Below are 23,695 nucleotides of genomic sequence, written 5' to 3' on the forward strand. Positions count from 1 at the left end.
TGTCGTTATTCGAATTAAACTGTCACATAAGCTGCAAGCAGATGGGCAGTGTTCACCACGGCCTGCTTGTGCGTGCGCTCCATAGCATGGGAGGCGTGTACGCCAGGGCCGATCAACGCAGCACGGATGTTATTACCTGCTCGTAGTGCAGCCGAAGCGTCCGAACCGTAGTGTGGATAAATATCTACCGCATGCGGAATATTCAGCTCTTTGGCCAGCTTAATTAGACGGGTTGTCATAGTATAGTCGTAAGGCCCGGAGGAATCTTTGGCACAGATAGAAACATCCGTTTCCTTGCAGCTCAGATCTTCACCCATGCAGCCCATATCGACAGCTATCATCTCACTGATTCCTTCAGGTATGTAAGCCGCTCCGTGCCCCACTTCCTCGTAGTTAGAAATGAGCAATTTAACGGTATGTCGAGGCTTCCAGTTTCCATGTACAGCAGATTCCAGTAAACCAAACAGCGCAGCTACACTAGCTTTATCATCCAGATGCCGTGACTTGATAAATCCACTTGGTGTTACGACTGGACGCGCATCGAACGAAATAAAATCGCCCACTGCAATACCGAGCTGAAGCACGTCTTCTTTTGACTCGACAAGCTCGTCAATCCGTACCTCCATATGGCTCTCCTTGCGCTCAAAGCTCCGTGCATCATCATAGACGTGCACAGATGGATGGCTGGACAGAATAGTGCCTGTATACGTTTGTCCGCTTCTGGTATGAATAAGGCAGTATTCATTCTCAATACTGTTCATCATGAAGCCGCCGACGGATGTCAGACGTAGGGTGCCTTGTGCTGTAATGGAACGCACCATTGCGCCCAATGTATCCACATGTGCGCTCAGCGCCACCGTATGGTCCGTTTCCTGACCTTCCAGAGTCAAGATGGCACCGCCTTTTGCATTCCATTCGATTTGTACCCCGAGGCTTTCCGCTTCTTGACGAATCAGCTCCATCACATGGTGTGTATATCCACTGGGACTGGGTGTGTTCAGTAGCTGATTTAAAAAGTTCATCATATAATTCTCATTTAATTGAATCGTCATTTGTTGCTCCTCCTCATTTGGACAACCGATCAGAGTTAGAGGACGGTTGCTCTATATCTTGGTCGGATGTAGACCCTGTGCTGGAAGAACCAGTCGTGTCATAGGTCACATCCGCGTTTGCTTCTACCGTGGATGTGTGCTCTTCTTGTAGTGTATGAAGCTGAGTCGTCAGACGTTTAATCTCCCTCTGAAGCCTATATTGGCGGAAAATACCGAAAGAACCGACAATAAGTCCACCTAGAAGAGTGCAACCGAGAATAAGCAGAATCAAAGGAATGCTGACCATACTGAATAGAAGGTTCACTTGAACCGAATTCACATTAATAACAGCAAATACAGCTGTTAACAAAGCAATAACAAGAGCTGCGATCAAAGACCATTGTGTTTTCAAAATGCCACCTCCTCCCGTTACATTATAAAATCCCTTGCCCGCCATGGACAAGGGATTTATCCGTGCATCATTTCAATGCTGGATTTTAAGTGCGCACGGTTTTACTTTCCTTCAGTTAGCTTTTCCATTTCTGTAATGACTTCTTCGAATACGCTCATCGCTTCGCGAATCGGCTGCGGAGAGGACATGTCAACGCCAGCTTTTTTCAAAATATTGATTGAATAATCACTGCCGCCACTCTTCAAGAAGCCCAAGTAACGGTCAACGGCTGGCTGGCCTTCTTCCAGAATCTGTTTCGAGAAACTGGTTGCTGCCGAGAAGCCAGTAGCATATTTGTAGACATAAAAACTGTTATAAAAATGGGGGATTCGTGCCCATTCCATTTCAATGTCTTTATCTACCTTCATGCCTGGTCCGTGGTATTTCACATTCAGATCATAGTAAATCTCTGATAAAAGCTGCGGTGTGAGGGATTCCCCCTGTTCAGCGCGTTCATGTACAATTTTCTCAAATTCCGCAAACATGGTTTGACGGAATACCGTTGTGCGGAATTGATCTGCATAATAGGTGAGAAGGTACATTTTCTCTTTTGGATCGGTTGATTTGTTCAGCAGGTAGTCCATTAGCAACGCTTCATTGGTTGTGGATGCCACTTCAGCCAGGAAAATGGTGTACTGTGCATCTCTATACTTCAATGCGTTGTCTGAATAGTACGAATGCAACGCATGCCCCATTTCATGAGCAAGTGTGAACATGCTGTTCAGGTTATTTTTATGATTCAGCAACACATAGGGGTGGGTACCATAAGCTCCCCAACTGTATGCACCCGTACGTTTGTTTTCATTCTCGTATACGTCGATCCAGCGCTCATCATAGCCTTTTTGCAACGAAGCCAGATAGTCCGCGCCCAGTGGCTTAAGGCCTTCCTTTGTTTGTTTTTTGGCGTCTTCATACGTAATGTCCATCTTGTATTCGTCCACAAGTGGAGCGAACAAATCATACATATGGAGCTCATCCACACCTAACAACTTCTTACGCAACTTCATGTAACGATGGAGCAGGGGCAAGCTTTCATGAATGGTGTCAATGAGATTCGTATACACTTCCTTCGGAATATTGTCACCGTATAGTGACATTTCCAGTACAGAAGGGTATTTGCGAACACGAGAATAAAAAATATTTTTGTTCACATTGGCACTTAGTGTAGAAGCAATTGTATTTTTATTTTTGGCATACGTGTCATACACCGCTTTAAAAGCACGTTCGCGTACTTCGCGGTGTGGACTTTCGAGGAATTGAATGTAGCTGCCATGAGTCAGCTCAACCTCTTTGCCGTTCTCATCCTTAATTTTTGGAAACTTCAGATCAGCATTGTTGAGCATGCCGAAAATCGTTTGCGGGGCTTGAGCCAGATTGCCAACCTGAGCGAGCAGCGCTTCTTCTGTCTTGCCCAAAATATGTGCTTTTTCCCGCTTCATTTCTTGAAGGGTGAACCGATAATCTGCAAGCTTCGGATCTTCAATGAAGGCATCGAGCTGATGATCTGGCAGTGCCAAAATTTCAGGTGTCACAAAAGAAAGAGACTCGCTAACCTCAACGCCTAATTTTTTGGCTTTTTGCGAAAGACCCTGGTATGTAGGTTCAGCTGTATCCTCATCATGATGCAGATGTGCGTACACATATACACGCTCGGTTTTGAGCGACAATTCATCTTCCAATTTAAAGCAGTTGCCAATCGATTCTGCTGAATTGAGCTTGCCTTGGAATTGTTCAGCCTTTTTGGCTAGTTGTTTGACTTCTTCGTATTCTTGATCCCATGCTTTGCGGTTGGGAAACAGATCTTCCAATTTCCATGTATTTTCCACTGGCGCATCAGCGCGTTTTACAATTTCACTCATGGAGAGCCTCCTCTGATCGAACGTAATGTGGGGTAGGGCTGCGGCAGTAAGGGACGGCCAAAACGAAGAAACCGCCACGCTTACCGTAAGCAGCAGGGCAAGAGGTTTTACAGGATGCATGTAACGGCAGATCCTCCTTATACCATGGCTTGTTATGCCATAGTATGACCTCTTACGCCCGAAAGTATAATTTTCCTTACTGTGGGTTGGAACCTATATTTAATAAGCTGTATACAATGAGATAAAAGGCAAAGCAAACCATGATTACAGCAGTGAGGGCCATCCACTTTTTGAGAGGAGTCGGTATCGTATCACGCTTCATGATCAGCACTCCGCCCAGCGTGAAGGCCAGAATAATGAAGATGAGATAGCTGTTGGACACCATGAATAGGCTAGACCTGTTTGAAAGCGTTCATGATCCGCTGCCATTCTTCCTCATTATCTTGAAAGGACTGCTTGGGAAACCGATTTTGAGCCCAATGCATCAGCGCCGGGCGGCTTAAAAACGTGTGGGCTTCCTCGCCCCAATCATCGGATATTTCCCGTAGAACGATGTAACGGCCCTGCACCTCGACAGTCATCATGTTCCAATTGTCTTTTTTGTATATTTCGTGTTTTTTCATCATATGCATGTCTCCGATTTTATAGATGTTTTGGTTCATGATACCGCAGTTTCCGCCGCAAAAGCAAATCATTCCAGCCCAAAAAACCCGGAAAAACATCAATTGCATTGTGAAAAAGCATGAAGTATAATATGGATATTCGCCATAGATGGCGGTATTTTTAGGAGGTTGTTCACTTGAAAGGTACAGTTAAATGGTTTAACGCAGAAAAAGGTTATGGCTTCATTCAAATGGATGGTGGCGAGGACGTATTCGTACATTTCTCCGCAATCCAAGGCGACGGCTTTAAAACTTTGGAAGAAGGTCAAGCGGTTGAATTCGAAATTACTGAAGGTAACCGTGGACCCCAAGCAGCTAACGTAATCAAACTGTAAGTGTAACTGAATTGTAAGAATGGTTCCGTTTCTACGGATGTCTTATATATTACGGTTAAACTATGAATTGAGAGCGCAGTTCCTTTATTTTAAGGGACTGCGCTTTTTTGCGTAAATACGTTTATGATATGAGAAGATTGAGCAGGAATAGGGTATTATACGTAATAAAACTAGGCAGAAGACGTTATAGATTGAAGGAGTTGAGAAAATGAGTGCAGCAGAGGCTAGTCGTAAGCCTTCCTTGATTGAAGGTCCTATTGCTAAAACGTTGTTTATGTTCTCTTTGCCGATGCTGTTCGGCAATATTCTGCAGTCCCTGAATGGAACGATTAATTCGATATGGGTTGGGAAATTTCTGGGAGAGGCCGCCTTGACTGCCGCTTCCAACGGAAATATTATAATGTTTTTTCTTATCAGTTCCATTTTTGGTGTCACTATGGCTGCCACTATTATGATTGGACAAAATATCGGAGCAGGAGACGTAGCTGAAACCAAGCGTGTAGTAGGTACAAGTGCAGTCTTTTTTCTGGTGCTCGCTTTTGCTATAGGTATTATCGGATTTTTGAGTGCGCCTTGGATACTTCATGTACTCAATACCCCTGCTGAATCGGTAGATATGGCGATCACGTATACGCGTATTATTTTCGCAGGCATGCCCTTTTTGTACGGCTATAATTACATCATGACTGTAATGAGAGGGGCTGGAGATTCCAAAACACCATTTTATTTTCTGATCGTTTCCGTCGTACTGGATGTACTACTCAACCCGCTGTTCATATTCGGATGGGGACCGATTCCTGCTATGGGCATTGGAGGTTCCGCTACTGCTACCCTGATTGCTCAAGGGATCAGCTTTGTGTTGATTCTCATTTATCTATATCGTGTAAAATATTTTTTGCGCATTACATCTTCAGAGCTTCACTTACTTAGATTTGATTGGAAGATTATTTGGACCCTAGTCCGTAAGGGAGTGCCGATGGGGTTGCAAATGATTGCTGTCTCTACCAGCGCGATTGCTTTAATGAATCTGATTAACGGCTACGGGACAGTTGCAGCTGCAGCTTATACAGCAGCTAATAATTTGTCCAGCTATGTACAGATGCCGGCAATGGCGTTAGGTGCAGCTGTATCTTCCTTTGCCGCTCAAAATATTGGAGCCGGACGTTGGGATCGAGTGCGCACGACAACCTGGATTGGGATTGTGTATAATTTTGTATTGACTGGTGGAGCTGTGGTATTAATTTACGTGTTTAACCGTCAGGCCTTGCTCATGTTTCTTCCTTCTACAGGGGGTGCATTGGAATTGGGAATGCGGATTAATATGATCACCTTGTGGTCTTTTGTTATATTCGGTGTTACCAATGTCATTACAGGGGTTGTTCGATCAACGGGTTCCGTAATGATACCGCTTTTAATTACCATTATTTCATTATGGGGCATTCGTATACCTTTGGCCTATGTATTTATTGATGAGTATGGTCTAGATGCTGTATGGTGGAGCTTTCCTGTTGGTTTTGCTATCTCTGCCGTAGCAGTCATTTTCTATTATGCTTTCGGGGAATGGAAGCAGGCAAGTATGGGAGAGGGAATCCAAGGCGTGAAGCCAGCAGAGGACAAGGAGAGGTAGGCCCTTTATACTATTTTCGACTAATAAAACATTACAGGTATAAAGTCTTTTAATGAGAACAGCTCATTTTTCTTGAATTTTAAAGAAAAAAGTGAGGTTGTTCATTTGTGCTAAAAGGACGATCATATTATAATGGATATGGTTTGGATAGGTATAATTACGTAGACAACAATGTGGAGGCACCGTCATTTGAGTTATGTTGAGCAAGGACGTTATCAAGTACCGAGAGGCCCCATAGGTCTAATGAGCCGAATGTACAAGCACATTCTCCCTGAAACGAAACAAGAATTGAGTTACTGGAAGAGCAAGGCCGAACAAATTCCGGACCCTGAACTGCGAAGCCAGGCGCTTGCGAGCATAGCGGATAAGACATTTCACTGCGTGGGTGGAGCGGTTTATGCCGCAGCTAATATGTCTGCCCGGCAGACGTTAATTCCGCTGATCGTAGCGTATCAGACCATTAGTGATTATCTGGACAACCTGTGTGATCGCAGTACATCCATGGACCCGGATGATTTTAGGCTGTTGCATCAGGCTATGCTGGATGCGATTAATCCGACGGCTAGGCCAGTGAATTATTATGAGTTGCGTCGTGAGCAGGAGGATGGCGGTTATTTGACTGGGCTGGTGACAACCTGTCAGTCTTGTGTAAGCAGGCTTCCGGGCTATGAGGCGGCAATGCCTTACGTTCAGGATTTGGCGCGATTATACACGGATTTGCAAGTATACAAGCATATTAAACCCGAGCTGCGGGAACAAGCGCTTTTGGACTGGTGGTCGCTTCATAAAGACCGTACACCAGAGTTGCGCTGGAATGAGTTTGCTGCGGCTACCGGTTCAACTCTGGGGGTCTTTATGCTGTTTCTTGCTGCCAGCGACCAGCATCTGACAGATGCGGGGGCTGCCTCAATACATGCATCGTATTTTCCACATGTGTGCAGTCTTCATATTTTGCTGGATTATCTAATCGATCAAGACGAAGACCGGAAGGGCGGAGATCTTAACTTTTGCAATTATTATGAAGATACCGACATGATGCTAAACCGGATCGCCTACGTTGTGAATCGGGCGCGGGCTGATATTGCAGATGTCCCTGCCAGCTCCTTTCACCGGATGATTATCGAGGGATTGCTGGCTTTATATTTATCCGACCCTAAAGTTAGCGAGCAGCAAGACGTTCGCGCTGTTTCGAGACGTTTAATGAAAAATAGTCCGCTCATGCGTTTGTTTTTCTTATTAAACAGTCGATGGATAAGAAGGCTTATATGATTATTTTGAGGAGGTCATAAACCATGACAGCAGTTAAGAAAATTGCAGTATTAACAAGTGGTGGAGATTCACAAGGGATGAACGCGGCAGTTCGCGCCGTCGTACGTAGCGGATTGTATTTCGGACTGGAAGTATTCGGGATTCAACGTGGTTATCAAGGCCTTTTGAACGACGATATTTTTCCAATGGATCTGAGAAGCGTCGGAGATATTATCCAACGTGGGGGTACTGTACTTCAATCTGCAAGATGCCTGGAATTTACGACTGAAGAAGGGCAGAAAAAAGGCGCGCAAATTTTGCGTGACCGTGGGATTGACGGCGTAGTCGTGATTGGTGGAGACGGTTCCTACCAAGGAGCTAACAAACTGACCAAGCAAGGCATTAAAACCATGTGTCTTCCGGGTACGATTGACAATGACATTTCCTTCACGGACTACACGATTGGTTTTGATACAGCGGTTAGTATCGTAGTGGACGCAATCAACAAGCTGCGTGATACAATGTCATCTCATGAACGTTCTTCCATTGTTGAAGTTATGGGACGTCATTGTGGTGATATTGCTTTGCATGCGGGTCTGGCTTCTGGCGCAGAAACAATTTTGGTGCCTGAGGTAGAATTTGACCTGAACGAAGTATCTGATCGTATGAAACAAAATTTCAAGCATGGCAAGCGCCACAGTATTATTATCGTTGCGGAAGGCGTAGGCAAAGGTGAAGATGTAGCAAAGGTAATCCAAGAAAACTGTCCGGATTATGAGCCTCGTGTTACAGTGCTTGGACACATCCAACGTGGAGGCACACCAACCGCGTTTGACCGCAACCTGGCGAGCCGTTTGGGTGACTTTGCTGTTCGCCAATTGATCGAGGGCATATCTGATAAGGCTTGCGGAACGATCGACGGTAAGTTGGTAGCTACAGATATTGACAAGGTTGTAAATACTAAAAAAGATTTCAACATGGAGCTTTATGAGCTTGCTTTGCGTTTGTCCCAATAATAAGAGCCTTCTACGTACAGTAGATCGGTTCTGATATTGGAAAAGATCAAAATTATGCGGATGACCCGAGTCATCCGCTATTTTTTAGCTTTGAGTCCTATCAGGAGGTAGTCATACATGTACCTATTCAAAATCGAAGTGGATAGTTCGGAAGGAGCGCTGACTGTCATTCTCGCTGCTGAAAATGAAGAACAGGCATTTGAAGAGATTGAACAACATGTGGAGAGACACTTTCTATATCCTCCCAAGCTGAACGAAGTGGCTATTGTGGAGAAAAAACGAATAACTTTAGGCGCAGCATATGTAATCGAGACACGCAAAGGCTAAATAACCTCTGCGTGTTGTTTTTTTTCGGAGAAACGACGTTGTACTTTCACCAGACGCCAGAGAAGTAAAATAGCGCCTACCGCCAACCCTGTAATCAAACCGATCCAGTAGCCGTAGGGCCCCAATGAAGTCCAGCGTGCCAGTATATATCCTACAGGAAGCCCAATGACCCAATAGGAGAGGAATGTGAGCAAAAAGGCTGGATTGACGTCTTTATACCCGCGTAGCGCTCCTTGTGTAGGTGTAGCGACAGCATCAGATATCTGAAAGAAAATCGCATAGATTAGAAAATGCTGTGCCAACTGAATGACCTGCAGATCGGTGGAGTAAAGTCGAGCGACCTGTTCACTCCAGATAAGCAGTACAATAGCTGTAATCAGTGATAGACCTACTGCGCTGCTGATGCCCATTACACTATAAGCTTTGGCATCCCGCGGCCGAGTAGCTCCTGTTTCATAGCCAACCAGAATCGTAAGTGCCATACAAATGCTGAGTGGAATCATATACAACGTAGATGCAAAGTTCATCGCTGCCTGATGTGCGGCTATGGTAGCTGTATTATAGCTACTCATGAAGAGAGTGACGGCTGAAAAGACGGCAGTCTCAAAAAATATTGCAAATCCAATCGGTACTCCAATCTTGATGAGCTCTTTCAAAGCACTAGCAGCAATCCCGTATATTTTGCTGAAGATTCGGTATTCGGCAAATATTTTTCCCCGATGCGCAGTGATACCAGCGACCAGCATAATGATCCAGTAGGTGGTTGCCGTCGCCACCCCGGAGCCTACACCTCCCAGACGCGGAAAACCCCAGTTCCCATAAATAAGTAGATAGTTCAACAAGACATTGATGGGTAACGACATGAGCGTGATTAACATCGTAAAGCGGGTTTGTCCCAATGCATCCATAAAGCTTCGGAGCACCGTGTAGGCAAATAGAGGAACAATACCGAAGGCCATCGCACAAAGATAGTACAGGGCCACATTATGAACTCTCAATTCCAGATTCATACCATTTAGAACAGGCTTGACCAAAATGATGCCAGCAATCAAAACGACCATGGATAGGGCAAGAGAGAGCCAAAGTGCTTGAATGACATAGTAGGAGACTTTATCTTTGCGCTGTGCTCCCACTAATTGAGATACAATAGGTGTGATAGCCATAAGTATTCCGTTAAGGCCTGTTTGTACAGGAATCCACAGACTTACTCCGATGGCTACTCCAGCCAGATCGGCAGGGGAAAAGTGTCCCGACATATTCGTATCGAAAAAAGTCATGGCAGATAGTGCAAGCTGGGTAATCAGGATAGGGAGCAAAATGTATAAAAGCTGCTTCCATTTCTGCCCCGTTGTTGAAGTCAATTGCATTTTTGTTTTCCTCATTTACTAGGGATTGAATATTCGTATGTATCATAACATGTAAGTATTTATTGTAAGGGATACCGCCACATTTGAACAGTAATAAAAAAGACTGCACCCGTTCGCCAAACAACGGGACAGCCTTCGAAAAAAATTATATAATTTCTAAATTTCGTATTAGATAACGAGAAGTCCGGAGGGATAAATTATTTGTAAGTTACTCCGCTTGAATAGCGGTTTGTGGCATTCCAGAGTAAATATTCATCCACTTTCATATCCTTAAGCGCTCGAATTTGGTCCTCTACTTGAGTTTTTCCATACTTAGCATAATGTCCGCTTCCTAACCAACTTGCAGTAAAATCCTGGATCCAAGGACGAATAATTGGCTTTAGCTTGCCTGTCGGATCTAGCTTTTTGTGTGTATCGGCCATGGAGCCTTTAATCGTCTGGTAGGGATTCTTATCAGGGTCTTTTACACCGAACCAGCCTGTGGTGTAGTGACTTGGATAAACCATGGGTGAAATGACATCCACATTTTCGGAAATTTTAGTGAAATCCTGTCCGATTCCCTCCGCAGCAGGAACGGATGCGGCATATCCAAAAATATCTACGGATACTCGTACACCTAATGGAGCAAGCTCTCTGCGGGCATATTGTACGAATTCAGCGACTGCATCCGAGCGGGATTGATCTGATTTGGTATATTTCAGCTTGTCTGCTCTTTTCTCAAAGCCTTCGGGGAAACGTACATAGTCAAATTGAATTTCCTTAAAACCAAGTTTGGCTGCTTCCTTAGCGATGGCTATATTATAATCCCATACTTCTTTATTATAGGGATTGACGAACCCGTCTCCCTTGCCGTTTTTCCAGACAGAGCCGTCAGGATTACGGAAAGACATCTCGGGATTTTTGTTGGCCAGTACCGTATCTTTAAATACGACAATACGAGCAATCGGGTAAACATTATGCTTTTTCAATCGGTCCATCAAACCGGAAATATCCCGAATGAATTTTTGCGGCTTGCCCAATTTGAGCAGCTCGGGATTGGACGTTGGATAAGTGATATAACCTGCATCGTCTTTAATATCAATAACCATGGAATTGAGCTCTGTCTTATCAAGCAGTTCAAGCAGCTGGGTCATACGCGAACCGCCTGCGCTATAAGCTGTGACATAGATGCCCTTGATAGCAGGAGTCGTCGGTTGTGGGTCAATTTTAACCGGAGGATTGGAGGCATCCACCTTCATCTTATTGTGCTGAGCCTGAATCATGGCGCTGCTAATTGTTGTTGCCACCGTATCTTTTACATTTGGAGTGTTGGCTGACTGGTCCCCGTTTCCGCCTATCCCCATCGCCAATAGCATAATTGCCCAAATCATATTCATTTCCTAACTCTCTCCCTTATGGATGTCGCTTACCTGATTATACGTAAAGTTATGTATCGAAAAAAAACACGCTTGTAACCAATACTGGAATCATCAGGCACAGTCTTACATGATTAACCCAACTTATGTTTATTGAATCCATAAAAATGCATAAATAATGCCGCTCTCTTCGCAGTTGTAGATGCAACCGGAAGAAGCGGCACTTGGTAAAGAAATTTATTGAAGATAATTATTGTCTTGATGCTCGCAAATACTGTACTGAATAATTTCTAGCGCATCCGTTGGCTTGAGTATGGACATCCCGTCCCGAAGCACAATCATCGAGTTCAGCTCATCCTTTTTGAGAGAAGGGAGCATTTCCGGATACCATCTTAAGACAATGTCGGACAGTTTTACCGTTTCCATTTCCACAAAAATCACCCTTTCCTGCTCGGAATCATTCCAAAAGAATCATTCAATACGATTCGGAAAAGCAAAGTGCCTGTGAAATAGCAGGTAAAGCTGGTCTTTATATACTATGGGAACAGCGCACATATAGTGTACCACAGAAACTGTATTTTGACACTTGGGTTTGTGCTTATCTTCGGCGAAATGAACCCATCACCCCAACCGTTTCCACAATATTGACAAAAGCAGAAGGGTCCACTTCTTTAATGATCCGTTTTAATTCAACTAGCTCGTAGCGTGTCGTGACAGTCATCAGCATGTCTTTTTCAGTATGTGAAAATGCGCCTTCAATTTTTATTTTGCTAACACCGCGTGGTGTGGTTAACATCCGCTCCAGTAGCTTGTCGGTGTGTTCTGTAATAATGTAGACGGTAATCTTCGTGTGACTGACATAGATTTGATCTAACACTTTGCCAGTCACAAAAATAGATAGCATCGACGCAAGTGCAATATTCCAATCATCGTTCAAATATCCTGCTGCAAGAATGACCAGTCCATTCATGCCAACAAGTACAGTTCCTACGGGGAAGTCACGATAACGAGTGACGATGGAACCGATAATGTCAAAACCGCCCGTAGACCCCCCTACCCGAAAGGAAATTCCTGCTCCAACGCCGATCATCACTCCTCCAAAAACGGAGGCTAGCAGGGGGTCCGACACGACAGATCGCACCGGCACCAAGGCCAAAATCCATGTTGTAACGACAACGGATAAAATGCTCAGGCTAATAAAACGCTTGCCTAAAATAAACCAGCCTGTAATAAGCATCGGGATATTGATAATAAAATACATCGCGCTGATATCAAATTTTGTGAAGTAGCCGATTAACATGGAAAGCCCAGCTACTCCTCCGCTCAGCAAGTGGTGTGGCACGAGAAACAGATTAAAACCGCATGCAATGGCAGCGGCTCCAAGAATGACAGTTAAGCAGTTTAACACCATTTTTAACAACTTATTTTCACCTCATTTAAATTATACGGGAAGCAACTTGCTGGTATTCATGAATTGTTCTGTGCTATAATGCGATGTGGATATTCTTGAGTAGGGACCTATGTCCAGAGAAACACTTAAAATTTAAACTGTTTTAAAAAGGATAAATTCGTTTAAGATGTATCGGATAGGTTCCCCAAATTCATTACAGAAAGATGCAGTTATAGGTCTAAATAAACTGTCACTGTATTGGGGAAAACTTATACAATAATATCGCTACTTAAGAATACAGACAACATTGTGGATTGTCCACCACATCCACCATTAAGAAGGAGTTTGAATAAATTTGACGACATTTGCAGAATTTGATCTTGAACCGAAAGTAATTCAGGCGATTACAGAACTGGGTTTTGAAGAAGCAACACCAATTCAATCGCAATCCATCCCGATTGCACTACAAGGCAGAGACATGATTGGCCAAGCCCAAACAGGTACTGGTAAAACTGCTGCGTTTGGTATTCCGCTGATCAACAAAATTTCTAGAAGCGACGAAAAAATCAGAGCTCTGATCATGGCACCAACACGTGAGCTTGCTATCCAGGTAGCTGAAGAAATCGAAAAACTCTCCCGTTTCAAAGGTCTTCGTACTTTGCCAATCTATGGTGGACAAGATATCGTACGCCAGATTCGCGCTTTGAAAAAGAAACCTCAAATTATTATTGGTACGCCAGGACGCTTGCTTGACCATATTAATCGTAAAACCATCAAGCTGGAAGATGTAAACACAGTTGTTTTGGATGAAGCAGATGAAATGTTGGATATGGGTTTTATGGAAGATATTCAATCCATTCTGAAGCAAGTTCCAGACGAGCGTCAAACGATGCTTTTCTCGGCTACAATGCCTCCTAATATTAAAAGATTGGCTGAACAATTCCTCAAAAATCCTGAGCATGTTTCAGTTATTCCTAAACAAGTTAGTGCTCCACTGATTGATCAGGCCTATATCGAAGTTCCTGAGCGTCAAAAATTCGAAGCATTGAGCCGTTTGATCGACATGGAATCCCCAGAACTTGCTATCGTATTTGGCCGTACCAAGCGTCGGGTAGACGAGTTGGCTGAAGCTCTGCAAAAACGCGGATATTCTGCAGACGGTTTGCATGGTGACTTGTCTCAAAACCAACGTGATGCTGTAATGCGTAAATTCCGTGACGGAAGCATCGATGTGCTCGTAGCGACTGATGTAGCTGCCCGTGGCTTGGACGTTTCCGGTGTAACTCACGTTGTGAACTTTGACCTTCCGCAAGATCCAGAAAGCTATGTTCACCGTATTGGACGTACTGGACGTGCAGGTAAAGAAGGGGAAGCTTGGTCTTTCGTAACGCCTCGTGAAATTGACCATTTGCACTTTATCGAACGTGTAACTCGTCATCGCATTCCACGCAAGCCGCTTCCAACGTTGGCTGAAGCTCTGGAAGGCAAACAACGTATCATTGCTGAACGTCTCCTAGAGGCTGTAGAAAGCGGTGAGCTGAACGAGTACAAAGGTTTGGCTATTCAAATGCTGGAGCAATATGATTCTGTACAACTTCTCTCCGCAGCTCTGAAACTAATGACTGGTGAGAAGAGAGAAGCATCGATTGAGCTGACTCCAGAAGATCCGATCCGTGCAAAACGTCGTAAACCTGACGTGCGTTCTGGCGGTCGCAAGCCTTCCAACTACAGCGGTCGCAGCAACGGTGGTTACAATTCCAACCGTTCCGGTGGTAGCGGCGGTAGTGGCAGCAAAGGTGGATATGGCGGTTACAACCGTGGCAAAGAAGGCGGTGGCTACAACCGTGATTCCGGAAGCCGTTACAGTGGAGATCGCAAACCACGCCCGAGCAGCAATGGGGAAACTCGTCGTCCTGCAAGACGTGAAGATTCCTCTTCCGAATAAGAGATGAAATAATGAAAAGTCGAAGCAGATGAAGCTTCGGCTTTTTTGTTATGATTGAATCAGTATGTATGAACCTTTTAGCAATCTGCTTTAATGAGGCACTTATTGATTTCACTGGCGCATTAGGGCTGAAATACGGTATGATATAGCCAAGAGCCGGAATTTATAGGCATAGCAACATGAGTCTTGGAACTGCCAAGGCTTGCGGAGGGAGAGACTGACATTGGAGTTTAAAGGAGCTATGGGTGGTATTTACCGCCTGACCGAGTGGATTACCCGACTGGCGGCTACAAATTTGTTATGGGTGTTATGTTCGTCGCCTTTTGTGTTCTGCCTCATACTGAAACTACTTGTAATGAATCAGAATTTGGCTAATGAATCTTTACAAATGAATTGGGCGATGGCTGTTTTGGCACCGCTTACTTTATTTCCAGCCACATCGGCTATGTTCACAGTGGTTCGCAAATGGGTAATGGGGGATACCGATACAGGCGTGTTTCGTACCTTTTTTAAAGGGTACAAAGAGAACTATAAGCAGAGTCTGATCGGGGGTATCTTTTACACGTTACTGTTTGTCATCATGTATGTGGATTATACCGTATATATGACACAACTCAGCAACTTGCAAATCGTGGGCGTAATTATGCTCATTCTTATCATTATTTTGCTTGTGTCTATGTTTAACTTCTTTTCGATGGTGGCTCATTATCATATGTCTACCGGACAAATTATCAAAAATGCGGTTTTACTGACGCTGATTCGACCATTCCGTGTATTTTCTACCATGCTCGGTAGCGCCGTTGTTATATTTATCGGAGTCAAATATCCTGTGCTTTTCTTATTCTTCATCGGTAGTGTAGTTGCCTGGTTCGCTTTCTTTAATTTTTATGGAACATTCCTTAAAATGCAGGATCAAATGGAAAAGATGAAGCAGAAAGATGAAGATACGGCAAGCATTGAAGACAAGAAAAGTGATAACCTCTAAAAATAAAACATATTTCTCCTAGCATTTACTTTCTGAGTGAGAAGCGCTATAATAAGGTCATATCCTGCGATGCACGTTACGGTCATTTGTTGTTTTGAACCAATGACAATGTCTAGGGAGATCTATACGGATGAATAGCTGAAAAGCCCTGTCAATTCCTGACAAGGGGACTTCAAAAGTTTATTCTGCGGTCACCCACCTGCTAAAGCAGGTTCAGAAGACGCTATGGTCGGACGGCATCGGCGGGTACTCCAAAGATAATGAATACACTCTGTTCATGCTTCTTGCAGAAACAGGGTGTTTTTTGTATGCAACAATGTTAAACTAAGACATGAGGTACTAAGGTCGCATACCACAGGTATGGTCGGTTAACTTTTTGTTGTTTAACGTTTTATAAAGCGCTTGCAGCAAAAAAACCGATGTGCTGCATTATGGCAACGATTATCGTGAAGGAGGAAATGTCTTGTCGTTGAAGAGGACTCTGGTAGGGATTGTGCGCAGCCAAGAAGGTACAAGCGACCGGGTCAAGGACCCCCAAATGAAGACACGCTATTATAACTTATCGAGAGACAAGGCTTGGGAAGAAGTATCATCTATTCTAAAAAAAATTCCTGGCTACAAGGTTCTTCATGAGGTAGCATCCGTAGGTGAAATTACGTTAGAGAAGCGAACGGCGTTCGGTAGAACCGTCGACATTACCGTTTCCATATTGTCTGTCTCACCAGTTCGGAGTGCGGTGGATATTTATTCTGCTTCACGCGGATCGCTAGGGGACTTGGGCGCGAATTACCGCATCATTTTGCAACTGTTCGCTGTGATTGACAAGAAGCTGTCTGCTCATAAGGTTGTGCAGTGATTGTAGATGTGTGAGCAGTGATGTGGCAGACAAACGTCAAAAAAAGCGAGGAAGGCAACCCTTCACTCGCTTTTTTAATATGCAGTCTTGATTTAGACGAGTTTTTTCACTGCTGCAATCGCTTGGTCATAGTCAGGGTGTTCGGACATTTCGCTCAAGTATTCTACGTAAGCAATTTTGTCATTTTGATCAATCACAAAAATAGCTCTATGATCCAAATGGAATTCCTTAATGAACACACCATAAGCTTCGCCAAAGGAATGATCCTTATAGTCGGACAGTGTTAATACGCGGTCAATACCGGCAGCACCGCACCAACGAGCTTGAGCGAAAGGCAGATCGACGCTGACAGTTAGCACCACGACTTGATCCCCAAGGGAATCAGCTTCCTGGTTAAAACGTCGAGTCTGTGCGTCACACACACCTGTATCCAAAGAAGGAACAACACTGATCAGTTTGACTTTGCCTGCAAAGTCTTGGAGCGTAGCTGCTTCTAACAGGTTTTTCTGTAATTTGAAATCAGGTGCCTGATCTCCAATTTTCAGTTCAGGACCTAAGAGAGTCAAAGGATTGCCTTTAAAAGTAGCAGCTCCTGTACGTTCTTGTGCCATATGTAATAGCCTCCTTGGTTTTTAGCATTGGTTATCGTTGCCGAAATCTATTATAATCTTTTATAAAAGACATTGTCCAATTTGAATAAGGTGGAGACACCCATGAAGGAAGGATTGCCTTGATTTTTTTACGTTATGAGAACTGGAAAAGTTATTTGCGGTTTTACCCAGTAACCTGTCTGATTTTGCTCATCAATATTGTGATGTTTATTGTACTCACCGTACAGGGTGGATCGGAAAATAGTTTGACGCTGATCCGATATGGAGCTTTGATTAATGAGGCGCCATTCACCGATCAACTGTGGCGATATGTATCAGCCATGTTTTTACATGCAGGGTTTGATCATCTTCTGTTCAATTCCTTTGCCATACTCGTCTTCGCTCCTCCGCTGGAGCGTTTGCTGGGGTCCTTCCGCTATGTGCTATTGTATCTGATCACGGGTATTGTAGGGAACATACTGTCCATTGCCCATTACAACATGGTGGCGGAAACGACAGTCTCTGTAGGAGCCTCAGGAGCGATTTATGGCATCTATGGGGCGTTTCTGTACGTTGCCTTGTTCCAACGTTCCTTGATGGATGATGCTTCGCGCAAAACGCTGTACACGCTGCTTGGGTTTGGCATTCTGTTTTCTTTTGCTGTAGCGAACATTAATTGGACCGCTCACTTTGGGGGATTACTCAGTGGATTTTTCATGTATGGATTATTAATTAGATTGACTGGCCAGCGCAAACGCCACTAAAGACAGTTTTACCGTAAGTTAGCAGGGAAGAAAGAGGATGATGTTCGATTGACGTCTTCTTCCGGATGTTGAAAAACAGATTGGAGCGAATATCGGAGTGGAATTACGACAGTTGCAATACTTCATGAAGGTAGCGCAGAAAGAACATGTCACTCAGGCAGCCGAGGAGCTACATGTGGCGCAATCTGCGGTAAGTCGGCAAATTCATCAGCTTGAAGAGGAGCTGGGAGTTAATCTTTTTATGCAAAAGGGTCGCAATTTGCAGCTTACGCCAGTGGGACAGCTATTTTGCAAACGGGTTGAGACGATAATAAAAGATCTGGAGCGAGCTGTTTTGGAGGTTCATGAGTTTTTGGATCCTGAGGGGGGCGAAATCCGCATCGGTTTTCCGCACAGTTTGGGGATTCATCTTATTCCTACGGTAGTGGCTGAATTCCGAAAGCGGTATCCCAATGTTAAATTTAGATTTAAACAGGGGATGTATCCGAGTTTAATTCGTGATGTGTTAGCGGGTGAGGTGGACTTGGCTTTTGTATCTCCTTTTCCGGATCGTCATGATCATGTGGAGGGGGATGTGGTGCTGACCGAGGAGTTGTTTGCTGTTCTCCCGCCCAATCATCCTTTAGCTACGGCCAAACATATCACGCTGAGTCAGCTTAAAGGAGAAAAATTTATTCTGTTCAGAGATGGATATTCGTTACGCCCGATTGTCTGGCAGGCTTGTCTGGAGGCAGGATTTACCCCAGATATTGCTTTTGAAGGTGAAGAGACAGATACGATACGCGGATTAGTTGCGGCTGGTATGGGCGTTAGCCTTTTGCCTGAAATGGCGTTGTTTCAGACCAACCCGCTTCAACCTGCAAGAGTGTCAATTGTTGATCCAGAAGTCACTAGAACTATAGGCTTGATTCATCGCAAAGATGACAAGCTACCATTAGTTGCAAAGTCATTCCGGACTTTTTTGTTGCAATATTTTGGCCTTAAAGGTAGTGTTGCTACTCCGAGTGGAAGTGCAAAAGCGGATTTAGGACAGTGAGTATAGCTGATTGGTTTTAGATAAAGAAAAAGGTTGTTCCCTACCGTTAACTTGGTAGAGGAACAACCTTTTTTGCAACACAAGCAATTAATCCCGGCTGTTAAAGATACCGATTAAGCGGATTAGTTCCAACAAGGAGACAAGAGCTGCAGCCACATAAGTTAATGCAGCAGCATTTAATACTTTGGCTATACCCCGTTCTTCATCACTACGGATAAACCCTTCGGAAACCATAATTTCTCGGGCCCGGTTGGAAGCATTAAATTCAACCGGTAATGTAATTAATTGAAAAGCAACAGTAGCCGAGAAAAAGATAATACCCAAGCCAATCAGGTTCGTGTAGCTGAATAAGAAACCGGCAATCAGCAGAAACGGTGCAATCCCGGAAGCGAAGTTTACGATTGGAAAGATCCGGTGACGGAGTGCCAGCATGGGGTAATGCTCTTTATGCTGAATGGCATGACCAACCTCGTGACAAGCTACGGCAACTGCGGAAATGGATTTTTCATAATAAACGGGCTCGGACAGCCGTACGACTCTTTGCATTGGATCATAATGGTCAGATAACGCACCAGGTACTGGTTCAATAGGCACATCATGCAAACCATTGCGATCTAGCATATGCCGAGCTGCATCATAACCGGTCAACCCATTTTCATTTGGGACATCAGACCATTTATTAAAAGTACCTTTTACACGGAATTGCGCCCATAAGGATAATCCGAACGCAAGAATAATCAATATATACATACCCATCATAAAGCAACCCTCCAATATTGTTCATCATACTAGCCCGGGTATCTACATCATAGAACTATGCTCCAGCAGATACTTCAGAGCTTCGATACAAGCGGCGCTTTGTGGTAGTAGACCAGTAAGCAACTTGCGCGCTTGAACGGGCTTGAGCTGCCCCAAGAGAGGTTGTAGTTCATTGACTTCACGTTCTAGACGCTGCATGTGCATCTCCAGACTCGTTAGTTTGTCAGTGACGTGCTCTTCCCCCGCAACCGAGTTCCATTTAATCAGTGTCTGTCTGATTTCCTCTAGGCTATACTTCTCTTGTTTCATTTGGTTAATACGTTCAAGCCTGTTTAAGGTTTCATCATTATAGAGCCGATAATTTTTCAATGATCGTTCTTCAGGTGTGATCAAACCAAGCTTTGTGTAATAATCAATAGTTCGTTCGCTGACACCAGCCGTCTTGGCTAGCTCACCAATTCGATACAGCTTCATATCCCCATCTGTCTTCACCTCGCGCTCTTCGTTCAACCTTCAATATTAGCATTTGCAAACGGAGTATTTATAAAGAATATTTTACATGATTCCCAACCATACAGTCAAACGTTATGCTTTTTTTGAACAGAAACAAGCTACTTTTATAGTTAGTAAATATGACATGGAGTGTTTGAAACCATATTTTTTTAACATAATAAATAAAATCTTGTCAACTTTCATGTATTCTGATTATAATGACAATAAGAATTTCATGAAATGTAAAGAAACTTAACATTCGAGGGAGTGGGCTTCATGAGAAAAAAGTGGTTAGTTGTATTATTGGCCATGCTGACAGTATTAGCTTTTCCGGTAGGTGCGTTTGCTGCTGACGGTCCGACAAATATTCAACTTCAAGCCGGGCTAAACACGGCCTTTACGTTCTTGGCATTTATACTTGTATTTTTTATGCAAGCGGGATTTGCATTGCTGGAGGCAGGCTCGACTCGAATGAAGAATGCGGGTCATGTCGCTGGTAAAACGATTCTCACCACGGGTGTTGCGGCTTTGTCCTTCTGGGCACTTGGATTTGGATTCGGCTTTGGTAATGATGGCGGAAACGGATTTATGGGACTGACGGGTTTCTTCATGAGTGGTACGGATGCGGCTGCATCGTTTGATGCTCTCTCAGGTTTGGATGTTCCGATTACAATTATGTTTTTGTTCCACTTTGCTTTCGCTGCGGTATCACTTTCTATCGCATGTGGAGGGATGGCAGAGCGTGCAAAATTAAGTGTATACATTATTTTCGGTATTTTGTTCTCCATCGTGATCTATCCGGTTGTAGCTCACTGGGTGTGGGGCGGTGGATGGCTTGGTAAGTTGGGGATGCAGGATTATGCCGGTTCGACGGTAGTCCATTTGACAGGCGCTACGGCAGCACTCGTCGCTACCCTGCTGCTCAAACCGCGTCTGGGCAAGTTTAATAAAGATGGCAAGCCGAACATTATCCCTGGTCATAACCAGGTGTACTCTATCTTGGGTGTTATTATTCTCTGGTTTGGTTGGTTTGGGTTTAACCCGGGTAGTGCTGTATCAGCTATGAACGACGGATTCTTTGGATATGTGGCCTTGACTACCAATATTGCTGCTGCGGCAGGTGGGGTTTTCGCTTTGCTCGTATCCTGGATGGTATATGGAAAAGCAGATATTCCTGCTATGCTAAACGGTGTGCTGGCGGCTTTGGTTGCTATTACTGGTTCTTGTGCCTTTGTAGCACCTTGGGCGGCATTGGTCATTGGTGCAGTTGCAGGGATCGTTACTTTCTTCACAGCGCAATGGTTCGAGCGTGCAAGAGTAGACGACCCGGTATATGCTTTCTCCGTGCACGGTGTTGCAGGGATGTGGGGCGCAGTGTCCACAGGGTTCTTCGCTACTCCTGAGCTTGTAAAAATAACTGGTGTAGGTCAAGCGGGTCTGTTCTATGGTGGTGGATTTACCCAATTAGGAGTACAGCTGCTTGGACTGATTGGCACTTTGGCTTTCGTGTTTGTCATTTCCTTCATTATTCTGGGTGCGATGAAAGCGATTATGGGTATTCGCGTTACAGAAGAGGAAGAAACAATGGGATTGGATATCAGTGAACACGGTACGTACGGCTATCCTGAGCAAATGAAGTTGGTTGCTGAGGCTGAAAAGCGTTCTGGAATTGTGAACTAATATGTAAAATATAAAGAACCAGTATGGATGAGCGGAGGAGATGGAAGTATGGAACTGCAAAATATGGCCCCTTGGGTGAGTTCCGCCGAAGCGATTGATCATGCAGATACACCTGAATCGCTAAGGCGGGCCAGGGTCGACTCTCAAAAATGGTTGCTGGCTTCTCAAGCCTCCGCTCCGTTATCAGACTGGTTACAAACGGCGAATGAAATGCATGACCGCATCGCGGCCAGAGCTGTACAAATGTGCGAAAAAGGGATGGTTGAGGATGGCTTCGGCCCTCCTCCCGTCCCTTACGCATTTATAGCCTTCGGAAGCATGGGGCGCTCGGAATCAACGCTGTGGAGTGACCAGGATAACGGTATGATTATCAGTGACACGATATCTGCCGACAAAGAATTATATTTTAGAGAGTTTGGTCGCAAAGTGTCTGCGATGTTAGAGTATTTGGGATATCCCAAATGTGAGGGGAAAGTAATGTGCTCGGAGCCGTTGTGGCGTCAAACATTATCTGAATGGCAAAAACAGCTAACAAAATGGTCGGACGATTTTGCTTGGGAGCCGATCCGTTATCTGATTATCTCGTCTGATATGAGGCATATCGCTGGAGATGAACGACTATCTGCAAACTGGAAACGAAGTTTTTATGAGTTGTTCCGAATACATCCTGATTTACCCTCGGCGGTACTTAGGAACACGGTGAGGCATAAAGCGACACTTAACATTTTAGGTCAGGTTGTTACCGAGCGCTTCGGTGAGCATGCGGGCGATTTTGATGTGAAATACGGGTTGTACATTCCGCTGGTGAACGCAGTCCGTTTTTTGGCGTTGCAACATGGTGTAGAGGAAACCTCCACCTTCAAAAGGCTCAGTCGTCTCGCATCACTGGAAGCGGCACCGTTGCCTTTACTCGATGCTTGCGAGCGTGCCTTTCGGATTGCGCTTCAGCTACGAATGGCTACACCAGTGAAGGAGAATGATGGATTGCTGGTCAGCAATGGCTACCTGGCTGTAAAGCCGCTGAAACAAGGTAAAGGCTGGCATGAGTTGCGCGAGGCGCTTTCGACGGTACGACGGTTGCATCGTGCGTTGCAAAGGCAGTTGCGATTTATGGAAGGGAGAAGGTCATGAAGGAACCAGCGCAGGGAAGTGGCTTCTGGAGCGCTCTCCGCAGAGGAGGAGTGCCGTCTGCGATCGCATCTGTAATGGGGGCTCCTACGGCTCAACAGATGGCGTTTATTCGCTCCTTAACCCGGGAGCAACGGCGTTCTGAAGTATTGCGGACCCCGCTGGATCGTTTGGAGACGGTAGTTTTTGATCTGGAGACAACGGGATTTTCAGCACAGCATGGAGATGAGATTTTATCGTTCGGGGCGATTCGGGTTGTCGGGGACATGATTATGGAAAAAGAGCAGTTTTATACGCTTGTTAATCCACGGACTGTGATTCCTGAGTACATTACCGAACTAACTGGGATTACCCGGGAAATGACGGATGAAGCTCCACCACTTATGAATGGACTGCACGACTTTATGTCCTTTGTAGGTGGGCGAGTACTTGTAGCACATGCTAGCGCTCATGATAAGGCCTTTTTGAATGCTGCGTTATGGAAAACATCTAAAGTTCAATTGACTCATCGTGTTCTGGATACGATGATGCTTGCCAAATGGCTTGAGCCACAGCAACATCAAACCTACAGTTTGGATGAATTGTTGACCTATCAATCCATTCCGATTGAAGGGCGGCACCATGCGTTAGAGGATGCGAAAATGACGGCTAAGCTGTGGGTTGCTTATGTTCAGGAAATGTTGAAGCGTAATGTGACCAATTTGGCAGATGTCTACGCGCATTTAAGTCATGCCTGATTCAGTACAAGGCATAGCATTCATATACACATCAAAACAGCAAGTTCGCGATTTC

The 23,695-nt window shown here is 44.6% G+C and carries 25 protein-coding genes and 1 other RNA gene; 14 read left to right on the forward strand and 12 right to left on the reverse strand.

Going from position 1 to position 23,695, the window contains the following annotated elements; all coding sequences use genetic code 11:
* Positions 1-14: 14 nt before the first annotated feature.
* The 5 genes from NSS94_RS09255 to NSS94_RS09275 form a co-directional block, all read right to left on the reverse strand.
* Entirely contained in the window at positions 15-1,052 is a 1,038-nt protein-coding gene (locus tag NSS94_RS09255; RefSeq protein WP_341039193.1) for a M42 family metallopeptidase, read from the reverse strand.
* Between the two features lie 13 nt (positions 1,053-1,065).
* Positions 1,066-1,488: a LapA family protein gene (locus tag NSS94_RS09260; RefSeq protein ID WP_039269994.1), complete on the reverse strand. Its 423-nt coding sequence runs from the start codon at positions 1,486-1,488 to the stop codon at positions 1,066-1,068.
* Positions 1,489-1,544: 56 nt separating this feature from the next.
* Complete coding sequence (pepF, locus tag NSS94_RS09265; RefSeq protein ID WP_029516700.1) at positions 1,545-3,341, reverse strand: oligoendopeptidase F; 1,797 nt, start codon at positions 3,339-3,341, stop codon at positions 1,545-1,547.
* Between the two features lie 196 nt (positions 3,342-3,537).
* Positions 3,538-3,726: a hypothetical protein gene (locus tag NSS94_RS09270; RefSeq protein WP_029516701.1), complete on the reverse strand. Its 189-nt coding sequence runs from the start codon at positions 3,724-3,726 to the stop codon at positions 3,538-3,540.
* Positions 3,727-3,733: 7 nt separating this feature from the next.
* On the reverse strand, positions 3,734-3,967 hold the full coding sequence (locus tag NSS94_RS09275; RefSeq protein ID WP_013309704.1) for a hypothetical protein: 234 nt from the start codon (positions 3,965-3,967) through the stop codon (positions 3,734-3,736).
* A 173-nt stretch (positions 3,968-4,140) separates the two neighbouring features.
* Between NSS94_RS09275 and NSS94_RS09280 the strand changes: the two genes are divergently transcribed.
* From NSS94_RS09280 to NSS94_RS09300, 5 genes are all read left to right on the forward strand, one after another.
* Entirely contained in the window at positions 4,141-4,338 is a 198-nt protein-coding gene (locus tag NSS94_RS09280; RefSeq protein ID WP_013309706.1) for a cold shock domain-containing protein, read from the forward strand.
* A 208-nt stretch (positions 4,339-4,546) separates the two neighbouring features.
* Entirely contained in the window at positions 4,547-5,965 is a 1,419-nt protein-coding gene (locus tag NSS94_RS09285; RefSeq protein ID WP_341039194.1) for an MATE family efflux transporter, read from the forward strand.
* A 189-nt stretch (positions 5,966-6,154) separates the two neighbouring features.
* On the forward strand, positions 6,155-7,234 hold the full coding sequence (locus tag NSS94_RS09290) for a tetraprenyl-beta-curcumene synthase family protein (protein ID WP_341039195.1): 1,080 nt from the start codon (positions 6,155-6,157) through the stop codon (positions 7,232-7,234).
* A gap of 23 nt (positions 7,235-7,257) precedes the next feature.
* On the forward strand, positions 7,258-8,229 hold the full coding sequence (pfkA, locus tag NSS94_RS09295; RefSeq protein WP_039269999.1) for a 6-phosphofructokinase: 972 nt from the start codon (positions 7,258-7,260) through the stop codon (positions 8,227-8,229).
* A 117-nt stretch (positions 8,230-8,346) separates the two neighbouring features.
* A complete protein-coding gene (locus NSS94_RS09300) occupies positions 8,347-8,556 on the forward strand; it encodes a DUF3906 family protein (RefSeq protein WP_013309710.1) in 210 nt (69 codons plus the stop codon).
* Here NSS94_RS09300 and NSS94_RS09305 read toward each other — a convergent pair.
* The 4 genes from NSS94_RS09305 to NSS94_RS09320 all read right to left on the reverse strand — a co-directional run bounded on the left by NSS94_RS09305 (position 8,553) and on the right by NSS94_RS09320 (position 12,698).
* Positions 8,553-9,923, reverse strand: coding sequence for an MATE family efflux transporter (locus NSS94_RS09305; RefSeq protein WP_341039196.1), 1,371 nt, complete (start codon positions 9,921-9,923; stop codon positions 8,553-8,555). The genes NSS94_RS09300 and NSS94_RS09305 overlap by 4 nt on opposite strands.
* A 197-nt stretch (positions 9,924-10,120) precedes the next feature.
* Positions 10,121-11,299 (reverse strand): putative glycoside hydrolase, encoded by a 1,179-nt coding sequence (locus tag NSS94_RS09310; protein WP_341039197.1) that lies wholly within the window; start codon positions 11,297-11,299, stop codon positions 10,121-10,123.
* Between the two features lie 216 nt (positions 11,300-11,515).
* Positions 11,516-11,704 carry a hypothetical protein gene (locus tag NSS94_RS09315; protein WP_080658605.1) on the reverse strand — a complete coding sequence of 63 codons (189 nt, stop codon included), beginning with the start codon at positions 11,702-11,704 and terminating at the stop codon, positions 11,516-11,518.
* A 172-nt stretch (positions 11,705-11,876) separates the two neighbouring features.
* On the reverse strand, positions 11,877-12,698 hold the full coding sequence (locus tag NSS94_RS09320) for a YitT family protein (protein ID WP_029516708.1): 822 nt from the start codon (positions 12,696-12,698) through the stop codon (positions 11,877-11,879).
* 325 nt (positions 12,699-13,023) lie between these two features.
* Between NSS94_RS09320 and NSS94_RS09325 the strand changes: the two genes are divergently transcribed.
* The 4 genes from NSS94_RS09325 (at position 13,024) to NSS94_RS09340 (ending at position 16,454) form a co-directional block, all read left to right on the forward strand.
* The gene (locus NSS94_RS09325) at positions 13,024-14,613 is read left to right on the forward strand and encodes a DEAD/DEAH box helicase (protein WP_029516709.1); all 1,590 of its coding nucleotides are present in this window, start codon (positions 13,024-13,026) and stop codon (positions 14,611-14,613) included.
* 223 nt (positions 14,614-14,836) lie between these two features.
* Complete coding sequence (locus NSS94_RS09330) at positions 14,837-15,598, forward strand: YesL family protein (RefSeq protein ID WP_029516710.1); 762 nt, start codon at positions 14,837-14,839, stop codon at positions 15,596-15,598.
* A gap of 58 nt (positions 15,599-15,656) precedes the next feature.
* A non-coding RNA gene (gene ssrS, locus NSS94_RS09335) (6S RNA) lies at positions 15,657-15,851 on the forward strand.
* A 210-nt stretch (positions 15,852-16,061) separates the two neighbouring features.
* Positions 16,062-16,454: a DUF1499 domain-containing protein gene (locus NSS94_RS09340; RefSeq protein WP_013309718.1), complete on the forward strand. Its 393-nt coding sequence runs from the start codon at positions 16,062-16,064 to the stop codon at positions 16,452-16,454.
* 92 nt (positions 16,455-16,546) lie between these two features.
* Here the strand turns inward: NSS94_RS09340 and tpx are convergent, their stop codons facing one another.
* The gene (gene tpx / locus NSS94_RS09345) at positions 16,547-17,065 is read right to left on the reverse strand and encodes a thiol peroxidase (protein WP_007429822.1); all 519 of its coding nucleotides are present in this window, start codon (positions 17,063-17,065) and stop codon (positions 16,547-16,549) included.
* A gap of 119 nt (positions 17,066-17,184) precedes the next feature.
* Between tpx and NSS94_RS09350 the strand changes: the two genes are divergently transcribed.
* Together NSS94_RS09350 and NSS94_RS09355 are read left to right on the forward strand one after the other, a co-directional pair.
* Positions 17,185-17,808: a rhomboid family intramembrane serine protease gene (locus NSS94_RS09350; RefSeq protein WP_165147797.1), complete on the forward strand. Its 624-nt coding sequence runs from the start codon at positions 17,185-17,187 to the stop codon at positions 17,806-17,808.
* A gap of 97 nt (positions 17,809-17,905) precedes the next feature.
* Positions 17,906-18,844: a LysR family transcriptional regulator gene (locus NSS94_RS09355; RefSeq protein WP_340955079.1), complete on the forward strand. Its 939-nt coding sequence runs from the start codon at positions 17,906-17,908 to the stop codon at positions 18,842-18,844.
* 87 nt (positions 18,845-18,931) lie between these two features.
* Here NSS94_RS09355 and NSS94_RS09360 read toward each other — a convergent pair whose 3' ends face one another.
* Together NSS94_RS09360 and NSS94_RS09365 are read right to left on the reverse strand one after the other, a co-directional pair.
* Entirely contained in the window at positions 18,932-19,603 is a 672-nt protein-coding gene (locus NSS94_RS09360; RefSeq protein WP_023988023.1) for a zinc metallopeptidase, read from the reverse strand.
* Positions 19,604-19,645: 42 nt separating this feature from the next.
* Positions 19,646-20,077: a MerR family transcriptional regulator gene (locus tag NSS94_RS09365; protein ID WP_049816952.1), complete on the reverse strand. Its 432-nt coding sequence runs from the start codon at positions 20,075-20,077 to the stop codon at positions 19,646-19,648.
* 294 nt (positions 20,078-20,371) lie between these two features.
* On the opposite strand from NSS94_RS09365, the gene NSS94_RS09370 reads away from it, so the two are divergent.
* From NSS94_RS09370 to NSS94_RS09380, 3 genes are read left to right on the forward strand one after another with little or no spacing between them, the layout of a single operon-like run.
* The gene (locus NSS94_RS09370; RefSeq protein WP_029516714.1) at positions 20,372-21,775 is read left to right on the forward strand and encodes an ammonium transporter; all 1,404 of its coding nucleotides are present in this window, start codon (positions 20,372-20,374) and stop codon (positions 21,773-21,775) included.
* A 48-nt stretch (positions 21,776-21,823) separates the two neighbouring features.
* Positions 21,824-22,906, forward strand: a complete 1,083-nt coding sequence (locus NSS94_RS09375) for a DUF294 nucleotidyltransferase-like domain-containing protein (RefSeq protein WP_029516715.1) — start codon at positions 21,824-21,826, stop codon at positions 22,904-22,906.
* Positions 22,903-23,640 carry an exonuclease domain-containing protein gene (locus NSS94_RS09380; protein ID WP_029516716.1) on the forward strand — a complete coding sequence of 246 codons (738 nt, stop codon included), beginning with the start codon at positions 22,903-22,905 and terminating at the stop codon, positions 23,638-23,640. Before NSS94_RS09375 ends, NSS94_RS09380 begins: the two co-directional genes overlap by 4 nt.
* Positions 23,641-23,695: the final 55 nt, after the last annotated feature.

Source organism: Paenibacillus sp. FSL L8-0644, from assembly GCF_038008165.1.
Taxonomy (GTDB): Bacteria; Bacillota; Bacilli; order Paenibacillales; family Paenibacillaceae; genus Paenibacillus; species Paenibacillus polymyxa_D.